Source organism: Pseudomonas sp. TUM25319 (assembly GCF_056388475.1).
On sequence record NZ_CM150751.1, the window covers coordinates 5,398,545 to 5,412,592 of the forward strand.

A 14,048-nucleotide genomic window follows, 5' to 3' on the forward strand; every position below is an offset into this window, starting at 1 on the left:
ATACCCGATTCCCCCGTCAGGATTGGGCCTGGCGGCCCTTGGCGCGCATTTTTTCCGCCATGCCTGCCATCTCGTCGTAGAGCGCCTGGGCATCATGCTGCTTGAGATGCCAGGCCATGCGTCCCTGCTCATGGGGCAGGATCATGAACTGATCGCGGGCGACCTGCTGGTAGATGTAGTCGGCAATATCGGCGGCGCTGATCGGCGAGCTTTCCAGCAACTTGCCGACCTGAGCCTTCATCGCCGGAGTCGGGCCGCGGAACGAGTCCAGCAGATTGGTCTGGAAGAACGACGGACAGACCACATGCACGGCCACGTCCAATTGACGCAGCTCCGCCAGCAGGCTTTCCGACAGCGCCACCACGCCAGCCTTGGCAACGTTGTAGTTACTCATGGCCGGACCCTGCATCAGCGCGGCCATGGAGGCGATATTGATGATCCGGCCTTTGCTGCGTTCCAGCAGCGGTAGAAACGCCTTGCAGCCCTTGACCACGCCCATCAGGTTGATCGCGATCTGCCAGTCCCAGTCCTCCAGCGAGAGCTCGCTGAAGAAGCCGCCGGACGCCACACCCGCGTTGTTGACGATCACATCGATGCCGTCGAAATGCTCTTCGCAGGCCTGGGCCAGGGCGATCAACTGGCTGTAGTCGCGCACGTCGCAGCGCTGTACGAAGCCGCTACCGCCCGCCTCGCGAACCAGTGCCAGCGTCTGGCGCAGGCCCTCTTCGTTGACATCCCCCAGCGCCAGTCGCCAGCCCTCGCGGGCCCAGCGCAGGGCGATTTCGCGACCCAGACCGGATCCCGCGCCCGTGATCATCATGCGGTTCTGCATAGCCAGCTGCCTTGTGTGCTTGACGGTGAAGGCCAGTGTAGCGAAGGCCCGGCGCGGCCCCGAGGGCTATCAGGTTGCTGAATGGCTAGGGCAAAGCCCGGCATAGCTACAAGCTGCAAGCTTCAAGCTGCAAGAAAAAGCAGGAGCCGCCGCGGCCGCTTTTACTTGCAGCTTGAAGCTTGAAGCTTGCAACTAAACCAAGCCGATTAAACTTTCTACGCCCGCCAGGTATCACAATGACAAGCGGGCCTGAACGCCAGGTCTGCCCATCCGACCGAAACCAGAGGAATCGTCATGGGCACAATTCTCATCATCATCCTGATCCTGCTGCTGATCGGTGGTCTGCCGGTATTCCCCCACTCCAGAAGCTGGGGCTACGGGCCATCGGGCATCATCGGTACCGTGCTGATCGTGCTGCTGATATTGCTGTTGCTCGGCTATATATGATTCGCGCGGTGCGTAACTCAGCTGCAAGTTTCAAGCTGTAAGCCGCAAGAAAGAGCAGCCCGAGTGAAGCGACACTTTCGTACCGCATAAAAACAAGCTGCAAGAAAAAGCCGGCTTTACGCCGGCTTCCTCTTGCAGCTTGCCGCTTACAACTTGCAGCTAATCAATGTGAGACCGCACCACTGGCCCCCAGGCCGGTCTGGGAACGGACGAACTGCGGGAAGAACAGCGCGCGTTCTTCGTCGGCCGCCTTGGACTTGTCGGTGATCGAGAAGAACCAGATACCGACGAAGGCGATGATCATGGAGAACAGCGCTGGGTACTCGTACGGGTAGATCGGTTTCTCGTGATGCAGGATCTGCACCCAGATGGTCGGGCCGAGGATCATCAGCGCCACGGCACTGATCAGGCCCATCCAGCCACCAATCATGGCGCCACGGGTGGTCAGCTTCTTCCAGTACATCGAGAGCAGCAGGACCGGGAAGTTGCAGCTGGCCGCGATGGAGAATGCCAGGCCCACCATGAAGGCGATGTTCTGGCTTTCGAACAGGATACCCAGGCCGATGGCCAGCACCGCCAGGGCGATGGTGGTGATCTTCGACACACGGATCTCGTCTTTCTCGTTGGCCTTGCCCTTGCGCCATACGCTGGCGTACAGGTCATGGGACACCGCCGAGGCACCGGCCAGGGTCAGGCCGGCAACCACCGCGAGGATGGTGGCGAAGGCCACGGCCGAGATGAAGCCGAGGAAGATGCTGCCGCCTACTGCGTCGGCCAGGTGCACCGCCGCCATGTTGTTGCCACCGATCAGGGCGCCAGCGGCGTCCTTGAAGGTCGGGTTGGTGCTGACCAGCAGGATCGCGCCGAAGCCGATGATGAAGGTCAGGATGTAGAAGTAGCCGATGAAGCCGGTGGCGTAGAACACCGATTTACGGGCTTCCTTGGCGTCGCTCACGGTGAAGAAGCGCATCAGGATGTGCGGCAGGCCAGCCGTACCGAACATCAGCGCCAGGCCCAGGGAGAAGGCCGAGATCGGGTCTTTCACCAGGCCGCCAGGGCTCATGATTGCCTCGCCTTTCGGGTGAACGGCGATAGCCTGGGAAAACAGCTGGCTGAAGTCGAAGTTGACGTGTTTCATCACCATCAGCGCCATGAAGCTGGCACCGGACAGCAGCAGCACCGCCTTGATGATCTGTACCCAGGTGGTCGCCAGCATGCCGCCGAACAGCACGTACATGCACATCAGGATACCGACCAGGATCACCGCAACGTGGTAGTCAAGGCCGAACAGCAGCTGGATCAGCTTGCCGGCACCGACCATCTGCGCGATCAGGTAGAAGGCCACCACCACCAGCGAGCCGGAGGCCGACAGGGTGCGGATTTCTTTCTGGCCCAGACGATAGGACGCCACGTCGGCGAAGGTGTATTTACCCAGGTTGCGCAGGCGTTCGGCGATCAGGAAGAGGATGATCGGCCAGCCGACGAGGAAGCCGATCGAGTAGATCAGGCCGTCGTAGCCGGAGGTGAACACCAGGGCGGAAATCCCCAGGAAGGACGCCGCGGACATATAGTCGCCAGCGATCGCCAGGCCGTTCTGGAAGCCGGTGATCTTGCCGCCGGCGGCGTAGTAGTCGGACGCCGAGTTGTTCTTCTTCGAAGCCCAGTAGGTGATGCACAGGGTGGCACCGACGAAGGCGACGAACATGAGGATCGCCGCGACGTTCAGCGGTTGTTTCTCGACGGCGCCGGTCAGCGCGTCGGCGGCCCAGACGGCGGGTGCGAACGCGCCGATGGCCAGGGTTGCCAGTACACGCCGGATCATTGCTGAGCCTCCTTGAGGATTGCGTTGTTCAGCTCATCGAATTCACCGTTGGCGCGACGCACATAGACACCGGTGAGGATGAAGGCCGACAGGATCAGTCCAACGCCCAGGGGAATACCCCAGGTGATCGATGAATCAGGACTGATCTTGGTACCCAGGATGTGGGGACCGTAGGCAATCAGGAGAATGAAAGCAGAGTAAAGCCCGAGCATGATCACCGAGAGAATCCAGGCGAATCGTTCCCGTTTTGACACCAGCTCCTTGAACCGCGGGCTGTTTTGTATCGAGAGGTAAATGCTGTCGTTCATTGTTTTTGTCCTCGCAGCACAGATTAGGTAGAACCCGCCTCCACTTTATGCTGCTGATGAACGCGCTCCAGACGACCTTAGTCTTAGATGTAAAAGTCTTTTGCAAAGTCGGTAACAGCCCGCAAACGCAAGGGCCGCCCACCGGCGAAAACCGGGGGCGGCCCTGGAAGGCTCAGGATAGAGGCATCAGGCCATTATTTGCCGGTCCATTCGGCCACTCGCTCCGGGTGCTTGGCCACCCAGTCCTTGGCGGCTGCGTCGGGCTTTGCGCCCTCTTGAATGGCCAACATGACCTCGCCGATTTCGTCTTTCGACTGCCAGGAGAACTTCTTCAGGAACTCCGCCACTTCCGGCGCCTTGGTCGCCAGTTCCTTGCTGCCGATGCTGTTGACGGTTTCCGCGGCGCCGTACACGCCTTTCGGGTCTTCGAGGAATTTCAGTTTCCACTTGGCGAACATCCAGTGCGGCACCCAGCCGGTGACCGCGATGGACTGCTGCTTGGCGTAGGCACGGCCCAGTTCGGCGGTCATGGCCGCGCCGGAGCTGGCCTGCAGTTTGTAGCCGGTCAGGTCGTAGTCCTTGATCGCCTGTTCGGTCTTGATCATCACACCGGAACCGGCGTCGATGCCGACGATTTTCTTCTTGAAGCTGTCGTCGGTCTTGAGGTCGGCGACCGATTGCGCCTTGACGTATTCCGGCACGATCAGGCCGATCTTGGCGTCCTTGAAGTTGGGGCCGTAGTCGACCACGTTGTCCTTGTTCTTCGCCCAGTAGTCGCCGTGAGTGACAGGCAACCAGGCCGAGAGCATGGCGTCGAGCTTGCCGGTGGCCACACCCTGCCACATGATCCCGGTCGCCACGGCCTGGACTTTCACGTCGTAGCCCAGTTTCTGTTTGATGACCTCGGCGGCCACATGGGTGGTCGCCACACTGTCGGCCCAGCCATCGACGTAGCCGATACTCACTTCCTTGGCCATCGCCGTCACGGCGCTCATTGCCAATACCAGGGCGGTGCCCGCCCCCAGGAGTCGTCGCATTTTCATCAAAGCTTCCCCTTGTCACTTCACGGATAGTCATGCCCCGACGGTGTTCGGGCCACGTCTTGTTCTGGTGCACGGCGCCCCCTTCACGCCCCAACCACTGAACCGCGACCGCCATCAGTGGAGTACTGATGCGTCCATCATCAACCTCGGCCGACGACGAACCTGATCTGCCAGCGACCTCGAAACATCGAGAAACGACACCAGATTGCCAGCACCGCCAGCAATCACGGGGGCCACGAAAAATCCCGCCCGAACTTTGCATGGCAAGGGCAAACGGCAGGAGGTTTGCGGGTAGTATTGGCGGCTTTGTCACCTCAGCCGGAACGCTCCATGTCCTCGACTGCCCGCTTTGCGCTGCCGCCCTACCTGTTCGCCTGCCTGCTCGGCCTGTTCGCCCTCGCCGGGCTCTGGTACGGGCTCGGCAAGCCGGTGGTGTTGCCCGACGCCGCCAGCGCCACGCACAAATTGCAATGCGCCTCCTACACTCCGTTCGACAAGGACCAGTCGCCCTTCGACCAGCCCTTCACCCTGCGCCCGGAGCGCATCGACGCCGACCTGGCGCTGCTGTCGAAACGCTTCGAGTGCATCCGCACCTATTCCATGACCGGCCTCGAAGGCATCCCCGACATTGCTCGCAAGTACGGGCTGAAAGTGATGCTCGGCGCCTGGGTCAATGGCAACCCGGTGGACACCGACAAGGAAATCAGCGCGCTGATCGCCTCGGCCAACGCCAACCCCGACGTGGTGCGCGCGGTGATCGTCGGCAACGAGACCCTGCTGCGCAAGGAGGTCACCGGCGACCGTCTGGCCGAACTCATCGCCCGGGTCAAAAGCCAGGTGCAGGTACCGGTGACCTACGCCGACGTCTGGGAATTCTGGCTGCAGCATCCACAGATCGCCCCGGCGGTGGACTTCCTCACCATCCACCTGCTGCCCTACTGGGAAGACGACCCGCGTGGCATCGACGATGCCCTGGCCCATGTCGGCGATATCCGTCGTGAATTCGGCGAACGCTTCGCCCCCAAGGACATCCTGATCGGCGAAACCGGCTGGCCCAGCGAAGGCCGTCAGCGTGAAACGGCCGTGCCCAGCCGGGTCAACGAAGCGCTGTTCATTCGCGGTTTCGTCGCCATGGCCGAAAAGAACGGCTGGCACTACAACCTGATCGAAGCCTTCGACCAACCCTGGAAACGGGCCAGCGAGGGCGCAGTGGGCGGCTACTGGGGCCTGTACGACGCCGACCGTCACGACAAGGGCATCCTCGAAGGGCCGGTGAGCAACCTGGCGTTCTGGCCGCAATGGCTGGCCGCGAGCGTGGCGCTGTTCCTTGCCACCCTGCTGCTGGCCGGTCCGGTGCGCAACACCCGCAACGCCCTGGCCCTGCCACTGCTGGCGGCGATCGGCGCAGCGAGCATCGGCCTGTGGGGCGAACTGGCGCGGACCAACAGCCGCTTCGTTGGCGAGTGGCTGTGGGTCGTACTGCTGGCGGGATTGAACCTGCTGGTACTGGCCCATGGTGCGCTGGCGCTGGCATCCCGCGAAGGCGGGCGGCAGCGGGCGTTTGCCTGGCTTGAAGCCCGGGCAGGATGGTGGGTGCTGGCAGCCGGCTTCGCGGCGGCGGTGAGCATGCTGGCGCTGGTGTTCGATCCGCGCTATCGCAGCTTCCCCAGCGCGGCGTTCGTGCTGCCGGCGCTCGTATACCTGCTGCGGCCGGTGAAGGTCGCGAAGGCGGAAGTGACACTGCTGGCGGTCATCGTCGGTGTCGGCATCGTGCCGCAGCTGTATCGGGAAGGACTGGCCAGCCAGCAGGCCTGGGGATGGGCCGCGATCAGTGTGCTGATGACCCTGGCGCTGTGGCGCTGCCTGAAGACCCGGTAACGCGTCAGGGCCTCATCGCTGGCAAGCGATGAGGCCCTGACATTCAATGAACAGGCTTGCGAACCAGCCTCAACCCCGCCAGCACCACCGCGAACACGGCAATGCTCGCCGTGTAGAGCACCAGCGCCGGAATCCCCGCCACCAGCCCCAGCACCGCCAGCCAGCGTCCGGCCCGGTGCCGGATGAACGTCCCCGCCAGCGCCAGACCCAGGGCAATCCACGCCAGGATGCGGAAGTGGATGGTCAATCCCAGCGTGGAACGCACCTGGCACTCCCAGACCTGCACCTGCGCCGAGCAGACACCGACCCACTGCGGGTCTTCCATGAACCCGTAGCGAACCCCGTAACTGGCGGCCAGCCACAACGGCACGAACAGCAACAAGGCGATCAACGGCAAACGCTGGGACATGGGTGACCTCGCAATCAGAAAAATCGGCGCCCAGCATAATCCCCCACAGCGTCTGCGCAAGGCGAAAGCGCCGGGCTCGGCTATTTTTAACCTCAAGAGAAATGGAACCAATTGTTGCAGCGGTCAAGCCCGGCACGGCAACATCAGGCACCACAAATACCGTGGCGGCCGGCAACTTTGCCGGTAACACAGATGTCCTAGGCTGGACCATAGCAAAACGCTTACTTGCCTTTTTCCGGGGATCCGTCATGTTTCGACCACTGCGCCTGGCTGCCCTGCTGGGTGGCCTTCTGTTGAGTGCGGCCGCGTCGGCGGCGGACATCGATGCCGCCACCTACGGCTATCCACTGACTAACCCCTTCGAGGCGACCATCGCCACCACGCCGCCGGACCTGCGGCCCGAAGTGCCGACCGACGACGAGATCGATCAGTCAGACTACGACCTCAACCTGCGTCCGGAACGGGCCTTCACCCTGCCGGACAACTTCTGGCCGGTGAAGAAATTGCGCTACCGCCTGGCCCGCCAGGACCAAGAGGCGCCGCTGATCTTCCTGATCGCCGGCACAGGCGCGCCATACAACGCCAGCATCAATGAATACCTCAAGCGCCTGTACTACAAGGCCGGTTTCCATGTGGTGCAGTTGTCCTCGCCCACCAGCTACGACTTCATGAGCGCCGCCTCGCGCTTCGCCACCCCCGGGGTCAGCAGCGAGGATGCCGAAGACCTGTACCGGGTGATGCAGGGCGTGCGCGCCCAGCACCCGCGCCTGCCAGTGAAGGAGTTCTACCTCAGTGGCTACAGCCTCGGCGCCCTCGATGCAGCCTTCGTCAGCCACCTGGACGAAACCCGGCGCAGCTTCAACTTCAAGCGCGTGCTGCTGCTCAACCCACCGGTGAACCTCTACACCTCCATCAGCAACCTCGACCGCCTGGTGCAGACCGAGGTCAAGGGCGTCACCAGCCACACCACCTTCTATGAGCTGGTGCTGACCAAGCTGACACGCTATTTCCAGCAGAAAGGCTACATCGACCTCAATGATGCGCTGCTCTACGACTTCCAGCAGTCGCGCCAGCACCTGTCCAACGAACAGATGGCGATGCTGATCGGCAGCTCGTTCCGCTTCTCCGCCGCCGATATCGCGTTCACGTCGGACCTGATCAACCGTCGTGGCCTGATCATCCCGCCGAAATTTCCCATCACCGAAGGCAGCAGCCTGACCCCCTTCTTCAAGCGCGCACTGCAATGCGATTTCGACTGCTACCTGACCGAGCAGGTGATTCCCATGTGGCGCGCCCGCACCGACGGCGGCAGCCTGCTGCAACTGATCGACCAGGTCAGCCTCTACGCCCTGCAGGACTACCTGAGCAAATCGCCGAAGATCGCCGTGATGCACAACGCCGACGACCTGATCCTCGGCCCCGGCGATATCGGTTTCCTGCGCAAGACCTTCGGCGACCGGCTGACCCTGTACCCCCACGGCGGCCATTGCGGCAACCTCAACTATCGCGTCAACAGCGAAGACATGCTGGAGTTCTTCCGTGGTTAAACGCTTGCTGATCACCGCCCTGCTGCTGTCCACCGCGCCGGCCTTCGCCGAAGAAACCGCGCCTGCGACCAGTGTCCTCGACACCGACGGCTTCACCGAGCCGCTCAAGGAACTCAAGTTCAATCCCGGGCTGGACCAGCGCGAGTTCGAGCGCTCGACCCTCAACGCCCTGGAAGTCTATGACCCGCTGGAGTCGTGGAACCGTCGGGTGTACCACTTCAACTACCGCTTCGACCAATGGGTGTTCCTGCCGGTGGTCAACGGCTACCGCTACGTCACCCCGCAGTTCGTGCGCAGTGGCGTCAGCAACTTCTTCGGCAACCTGGGCGATGTGCCGAACCTGCTCAACAGCCTGCTGCAGTTCAAGGGCAAGCGCTCCCTGGACATCACCGCGCGGCTGCTGATGAACACCACCATCGGTGTCTTCGGCCTGTGGGACCCGGCCACCCTGATGGGCATCCCGAAACAGAACGAAGACTTCGGCCAGACCCTTGGCTTCTATGGCGTTCCGGACGGCCCGTACCTGATGCTGCCGATCCTCGGCCCGTCCAACCTGCGCGACACCGGCGGCCTGGTGGTGGACTACAGTGCCGAGAACCAGATCAACTTCCTCAACGTCGCCGAAGTGAGCAGCAACCATCCGGAAATCTGGGTCCTGCGCGCCATCGACAAGCGCTATACCACCAACTTCCGCTACGGCCAGATGAACTCGCCGTTCGAGTACGAGAAAGTGCGCTACGTCTATACCGAGTCGCGCAAGCTGCAGATTGCCGAATAGAGATCAGTTGCGGATAGGCGGCAGGCCAAGGAAGCCGCACAGCTCGTCGCGCTTGGCCAGGGCATCGCGCCGGCCAAGCTCGATCAGTTCGCTGCAGTAGCCGGCCTCGAACAGCAGGTAGCTGAGCACCCCGGCACCACTGGTCTTGGTCGCCCCCGGTCCACGCAGGAACAGGCGCAGGGCCGCCGGCAACTCGCGACGATGGCGCGCGGCGATCTCGTCCAGCGGCTGGCTCGGCGCAACCACCAGCACCTCCACCGGCGCCAGCCCCAGGCGCCGCGGCTGCGCCTGCTCCGGCACCAGATGGCTCAGGTGATTGAGGCGCTGGAGCAGTTCCAGATCGTCTTCGAGGCTGTCGATGAAGGTACTGTTGAGCAGATGGCCGCCTATCTGCGCCAGACTCGGTGGCTGGCCGCTGTAGATGCGCTGGGCCGGAACATTGGCCGACGGCCCGCGCGGGTTCCCGCTCACGCCGACGACAAGAATCCGGTTTGCGCCCAGGTGCAGCGCCGGGCTGATGGGCGCCGACTGCCGCACCGCGCCGTCGCCGTAGTACTCATGGCCGAGCTTGACCGGCGCGAACAGCAGCGGGATCGCCGAACTGGCCAGCAGGTGCTCGACAGTCAGCCGGGTCGGCAGGCCGATGCGCCGGTGGCGCAGCCAGGGATCGATGGCGCCACGGCCCTGATAGAAGGTTACCGCCTGGCCGGACTCATAGCCGAACGCCGTCACCGCCACCGCCCTCAGGCAGTGCTGTTCGATGGCGTGGCCGATGCCCTGCAGGTCAAGGTGTTCGGTGAGCAGGCCGCGCAGGGGCGAACTGTCCAGTAGCGCCACCGGCACCTGGCGGCCAAGACCAAGCAGGCTGTGACCGACGAAGCGACTGGCCTGGCGCACTACGCCGGGCCAGTCGCTTCGGAGTACCTGATGACTGCGAAAGCCCTGCCAGAAGCTGGTCAGGCGGCGGATCGCCTCGGCGAAATGCAGGGCACCGCTGGCCAGGGTCACCGCATTGATCGCCCCGGCGGAGGTGCCGACGATCACCGGAAAGGGGTTGGACGCACCTTGCGGCAGCAAGTCGGCGATACCCGCCAGGACCCCGACCTGATAGGCAGCACGGGCGCCGCCTCCTGAAAGGATCAGACCGGTCACCGGTTGCGCTGCTGCCATGCTCCAACTCCCTGGGATGAATGTGACTTACCGCTTGTAGAGCTTCGGCTCCCCCGGTGGACGCGACTTGAAGCGCCGGTGCGCCCACAGGTACTGCTCGGGGCAGGCCCGCAGCGCCTGTTCGATCCACTGGTTGATGCGCAGGCAATCCGCCTCTTCCGTCTCGCCGGGAAAGTCCTGCAGCGGCGGATGAATCACCAGCCGGTAGCCGCTGCCATCGGCCAGGCGCTCCTGGGTAAAGGGAATCACCCGCGCCTTGCCCAGGCGGGCGAACTTGGTGGTGGCAGTCACGGTGGCCGCCTGGATGCCGAACAGCGGCACGAACAGGCTCTGCTTGGCGCCATAATCCTGGTCAGGCGCGTACCAGATCGCTCGGCCCGAGCGCAGCAGCTTGAGCATGCCGCGCACGTCTTCACGCTCCACCGCCAGCGAATCGAGGTTGTGACGCTCGCGCCCGCGGCGCTGGACGTAGTCGAACAGCGGGTTCTTGTGCTCGCGGTACATGCCGTCGATGGTGTGCTCCTGCCCCAGCAGCGCGGCGCCGATTTCCAGCGTGGTGAAATGCAGGGCCATGAGGATGGCGCCCTGGCCATCACGCTGGGCGGCCTGCAGGTGTTCCAGCCCCTCGATGTGCGCCAGGCGCGCCAGACGGGCCTTTGGCCACCACCAACTCATGGCCATTTCGAAGAACGCGATGCCAGTGGAGGCGAAGTTTTCCTTCAGCAGGCGAGTCCGCTCGACGGACGGCAGTTCAGGGAAGCACAGTTCCAGATTGCGCGCCGCGATGGCTCGCCGGGCGCCCGCCACGCGGTACATGAGCGCGCCCAGAACGCGGCCGATCCCCAGCAAAACCGGGTACGGAAGCTGGACGATCAGCCAGAGCAGGCCAAGCCCCAGCCACAGCGGCCAGAAACGCGGGTGCAGGAAATAACGACGAAAACGCGGGCGATCCATTCAAGATTCCGGGAAGAAAAAGGCCGGGCATTCTACAACGGTTCGGCGCGGGTTGCGGCTAACCGGCGTTCTCGTTATAAGTCTGGGCACTTTTTTCGCAACAAGGCGCCTCGACGCAGACCATGAGCCAAACCCAGACGCCCGACTCCGCACCCGTGTTCCAGCTCAAGGGCAGCATGCTCGCCATCACCGTGCTGGAGCTTGCCCAGAACAACCTCGAAGGTCTCGACCGGCAACTGGCGGCCAAGGTCGCCCAGGCGCCGAACTTTTTCAGCAATACCCCGCTGGTGCTGGCGCTGGACAAGCTGCCTGCCGACGAAGGCGCGGTGGATCTGCCGGGCCTGATGCGCATCTGCCGCCAGCACGGCCTGCGTACCCTGGCGATCCGTGCCAGCCGCATCGAGGACATCGCCGCTGCCATCGCCATCGACCTGCCGGTGCTTCCACCCTCCGGTGCCCGCGAGCGGCCGGTGGAGCCGGAAGTCGAGGTGAAGAAACCCGAGCCAGCGCCTGCACCTGCGCCGGCCGAGCCCGCAGTGCGGCCGACCAAGATCATCACCACGCCTGTACGGGGCGGCCAACAGATCTATGCTCAAGGTGGCGATCTGGTAGTCGTGTCAACGGTCAGTCCCGGCGCGGAACTTCTCGCCGATGGCAACATCCATGTGTACGGGCCAATGCGGGGGCGTGCACTGGCGGGTATCAAAGGCAATACCAGGGCGCGGATCTTCTGCCAGCAGATGACCGCCGAACTGGTCTCGATCGCCGGACAGTACAAGGTCTCCGAAGACCTGCGCCGCGATCCGCTCTGGGGTGCCGGCGTGCAGGTCAGCCTGTCCGGCGACGTGTTGAACATCACCCGCCTTTAACGGATACTGCCGCCATTTTCCGCGCAACTTGATCAGATTGTTGCCGTTTTTGCATTTTTGGGACCGATCGTCCTTTTTCATCATTTTTAGGGGTGATACACCTTGGCCAAGATTCTCGTGGTTACTTCCGGCAAGGGTGGTGTGGGCAAGACCACCACCAGCGCCGCCATCGGTACCGGCCTCGCGCTTCGCGGGCACAAGACAGTGATCGTCGACTTCGACGTCGGCCTGCGTAACCTCGACCTGATCATGGGCTGCGAACGCCGCGTGGTGTACGACTTCGTCAACGTGGTCAACAACGAAGCCAACCTGCAGCAGGCCCTGATCAAGGACAAGCGCCTCGAGAACCTGTACGTGCTGGCCGCCAGCCAGACCCGTGACAAGGATGCCCTGACCCAGGAAGGCGTCGAGAAGGTCCTGATGGAACTGAAGGAAACCTTCGACTACGTCATCTGCGACTCCCCGGCCGGTATCGAGAAGGGCGCGCACCTGGCGATGTACTTCGCCGACGAGGCCATCGTCGTGACCAACCCTGAAGTCTCTTCGGTCCGCGACTCCGACCGCATGCTGGGCATCCTGTCGAGCAAATCGCGCCGCTCCGAAAACGGCGAGGAGCCGATCAAGGAACACCTGCTGATCACCCGCTACCACCCCGAGCGCGTCGAAAAAGGCGAAATGCTCAGCATCGCCGACGTCGAAGAGATCCTGGCGATCAAGCTCAAGGGTGTGATTCCAGAGTCCCAAGCCGTGCTCAAGGCCTCGAACCAGGGCATTCCAGTAATCCTCGACGACCAGAGCGATGCCGGCCAGGCATACAGCGACACGGTCGACCGTCTGCTGGGTAAAGAGAAGCCATTGCGCTTCGTCGATGTGCAGAAGCAAGGATTCTTCGCGCGCCTGTTTGGAGGTAAGTAAACCATGAACCTTCTTGACTTCTTTCGTGGCAGACAGAAACAAAGCAGTGCGTCGGTAGCGAAAGAGCGTCTGCAGATCATCGTGGCGCACGAGCGTGGCCAGCGCAGCACTCCGGATTACCTGCCCGCCTTGCAGAAAGAGCTGGTGGAAGTGATCCGCAAGTACGTCAACATCGGCAACGACGACGTACAGGTGGCTCTGGAGAACCAGGGCAGCTGCTCGATCCTCGAACTCAACATCACCCTGCCCGAACGCTGATCGGCGTCCCGGGCAACCTGCCACGGCGACGGCCGGGCCGGGCTTGAACAAGCCCGGGCCTGGCCGTCGCCGTTGGCATTTGCAGAGAACACTCAATGCCGCTGTCCAACGTTCACATCCTCCACGAGGATGACGCCATTCTGGTGGTCAACAAGCCGACCTTGCTGCTGTCCGTGCCTGGCCGGGCCGAAGACAACAAGGACTGCCTGATCACCCGCCTGCAGGAAAACGGCTACCCCGACGCCCTGATCGTCCACCGCCTGGACTGGGAAACCTCGGGCATCATCCTTCTGGCGCGCAACGCCGACAGCCACCGCGAGCTGTCCCGGCAGTTCCACGACCGCGAGACCGAAAAGGCCTACACCGCCCTGTGCTGGGGCCAGCCGGAGCGCGACAGCGGCAGCATCGACCTGCCCTTGCGCTACGACCCTCCAACCAAGCCGCGGCATGTGGTGGACCACGAGCAAGGCAAGCATGCCCTGACCTTCTGGCGCATCGTCGAGCGCTGCGGCAACCACTGCCGCGTCGAGCTGACCCCGATCACCGGCCGCTCGCACCAGTTGCGCGTGCACATGCTGTCCATCGGCCACCCGCTGCTGGGCGATCGCCTCTACGCCAACCCCGAGGCCCTCGCTGCCCATGAGCGGCTGTGCCTGCATGCCTCGATGCTGAGCTTTACCCACCCGGTGAGCGGCGAGCGCCTCAGGTTCGAGTGTCCGGCGCCGTTTTGAGCGCCACGTCATAAGCTGCAAGCTGCAAGTTGCCGGCATTGGCACGCCGAACTGAGGCTTGCAGCTTGAAGCTTGCAGCTTCAAACT

15 protein-coding genes are annotated in these 14,048 nt (G+C 63.0%); 8 read left to right on the plus strand and 7 right to left on the minus strand.

The features are described from left to right. Window positions 1-16: 16 nt before the first annotated feature. Window positions 17-832 carry an SDR family oxidoreductase gene (locus AC05QJ_RS24360; protein ID WP_476743800.1) on the minus strand — a complete coding sequence of 272 codons (816 nt, stop codon included), beginning with the start codon at window positions 830-832 and terminating at the stop codon, window positions 17-19. A 288-nt stretch (window positions 833-1,120) separates the two neighbouring features. Here AC05QJ_RS24360 and AC05QJ_RS24365 point away from each other — a divergent pair, with 288 nt between their 5' ends. Continuing rightward, window positions 1,121-1,279 (plus strand): DUF3309 family protein, encoded by a 159-nt coding sequence (locus AC05QJ_RS24365; RefSeq protein WP_175652484.1) that lies wholly within the window; start codon window positions 1,121-1,123, stop codon window positions 1,277-1,279. Window positions 1,280-1,442: 163 nt separating this feature from the next. Here AC05QJ_RS24365 and AC05QJ_RS24370 read toward each other — a convergent pair whose 3' ends face one another. The 3 genes from AC05QJ_RS24370 to AC05QJ_RS24380 form a co-directional block, all read right to left on the minus strand. After that, complete coding sequence (locus tag AC05QJ_RS24370) at window positions 1,443-3,101, minus strand: cation acetate symporter (RefSeq protein ID WP_476743801.1); 1,659 nt, start codon at window positions 3,099-3,101, stop codon at window positions 1,443-1,445. Then, window positions 3,098-3,409: a DUF485 domain-containing protein gene (locus tag AC05QJ_RS24375; RefSeq protein WP_476743802.1), complete on the minus strand. Its 312-nt coding sequence runs from the start codon at window positions 3,407-3,409 to the stop codon at window positions 3,098-3,100. The genes AC05QJ_RS24370 and AC05QJ_RS24375 overlap by 4 nt, the downstream gene beginning before the upstream one ends. 194 nt (window positions 3,410-3,603) lie before the next feature. Continuing rightward, window positions 3,604-4,452, minus strand: a complete 849-nt coding sequence (locus AC05QJ_RS24380) for a glycine betaine ABC transporter substrate-binding protein (protein ID WP_476743803.1) — start codon at window positions 4,450-4,452, stop codon at window positions 3,604-3,606. A 330-nt stretch (window positions 4,453-4,782) separates the two neighbouring features. Between AC05QJ_RS24380 and AC05QJ_RS24385 the strand changes: the two genes are divergently transcribed. Further along, window positions 4,783-6,330: a glycoside hydrolase family 17 protein gene (locus tag AC05QJ_RS24385; protein WP_476743804.1), complete on the plus strand. Its 1,548-nt coding sequence runs from the start codon at window positions 4,783-4,785 to the stop codon at window positions 6,328-6,330. Window positions 6,331-6,373: 43 nt separating this feature from the next. Here AC05QJ_RS24385 and AC05QJ_RS24390 read toward each other — a convergent pair whose 3' ends face one another. Beyond that, complete coding sequence (locus tag AC05QJ_RS24390) at window positions 6,374-6,739, minus strand: hypothetical protein (RefSeq protein WP_476743805.1); 366 nt, start codon at window positions 6,737-6,739, stop codon at window positions 6,374-6,376. Between the two features lie 248 nt (window positions 6,740-6,987). On the opposite strand from AC05QJ_RS24390, the gene AC05QJ_RS24395 reads away from it, so the two are divergent. Both AC05QJ_RS24395 and AC05QJ_RS24400 read left to right on the plus strand, forming a co-directional pair. After that, entirely contained in the window at window positions 6,988-8,286 is a 1,299-nt protein-coding gene (locus AC05QJ_RS24395) for a serine/threonine protein kinase (protein ID WP_476743806.1), read from the plus strand. Further along, window positions 8,279-9,064 (plus strand): MlaA family lipoprotein, encoded by a 786-nt coding sequence (locus tag AC05QJ_RS24400; RefSeq protein WP_476743807.1) that lies wholly within the window; start codon window positions 8,279-8,281, stop codon window positions 9,062-9,064. Before AC05QJ_RS24395 ends, AC05QJ_RS24400 begins: the two co-directional genes overlap by 8 nt. 3 nt (window positions 9,065-9,067) lie before the next feature. Here AC05QJ_RS24400 and AC05QJ_RS24405 read toward each other — a convergent pair whose 3' ends face one another. Both AC05QJ_RS24405 and AC05QJ_RS24410 read right to left on the minus strand, forming a co-directional pair. Continuing rightward, window positions 9,068-10,234 (minus strand): patatin-like phospholipase family protein, encoded by a 1,167-nt coding sequence (locus AC05QJ_RS24405; RefSeq protein WP_476743808.1) that lies wholly within the window; start codon window positions 10,232-10,234, stop codon window positions 9,068-9,070. 27 nt (window positions 10,235-10,261) lie between these two features. Continuing rightward, window positions 10,262-11,188 carry a lipid A biosynthesis lauroyl acyltransferase gene (locus tag AC05QJ_RS24410; RefSeq protein ID WP_476743809.1) on the minus strand — a complete coding sequence of 309 codons (927 nt, stop codon included), beginning with the start codon at window positions 11,186-11,188 and terminating at the stop codon, window positions 10,262-10,264. 122 nt (window positions 11,189-11,310) lie between these two features. On the opposite strand from AC05QJ_RS24410, the gene minC reads away from it, so the two are divergent. From minC to AC05QJ_RS24430, 4 genes are all read left to right on the plus strand, one after another. Further along, a complete protein-coding gene (gene minC / locus AC05QJ_RS24415) occupies window positions 11,311-12,057 on the plus strand; it encodes a septum site-determining protein MinC (protein WP_476743810.1) in 747 nt (248 codons plus the stop codon). A 102-nt stretch (window positions 12,058-12,159) separates the two neighbouring features. Then, complete coding sequence (gene minD / locus AC05QJ_RS24420; RefSeq protein WP_476743811.1) at window positions 12,160-12,972, plus strand: septum site-determining protein MinD; 813 nt, start codon at window positions 12,160-12,162, stop codon at window positions 12,970-12,972. Between the two features lie 3 nt (window positions 12,973-12,975). Next, window positions 12,976-13,230, plus strand: coding sequence for a cell division topological specificity factor MinE (gene minE, locus AC05QJ_RS24425; RefSeq protein ID WP_476743812.1), 255 nt, complete (start codon window positions 12,976-12,978; stop codon window positions 13,228-13,230). Between the two features lie 95 nt (window positions 13,231-13,325). Continuing rightward, window positions 13,326-13,961, plus strand: coding sequence for an RluA family pseudouridine synthase (locus tag AC05QJ_RS24430; RefSeq protein ID WP_476743813.1), 636 nt, complete (start codon window positions 13,326-13,328; stop codon window positions 13,959-13,961). Window positions 13,962-14,048 lie beyond the last annotated feature (87 nt).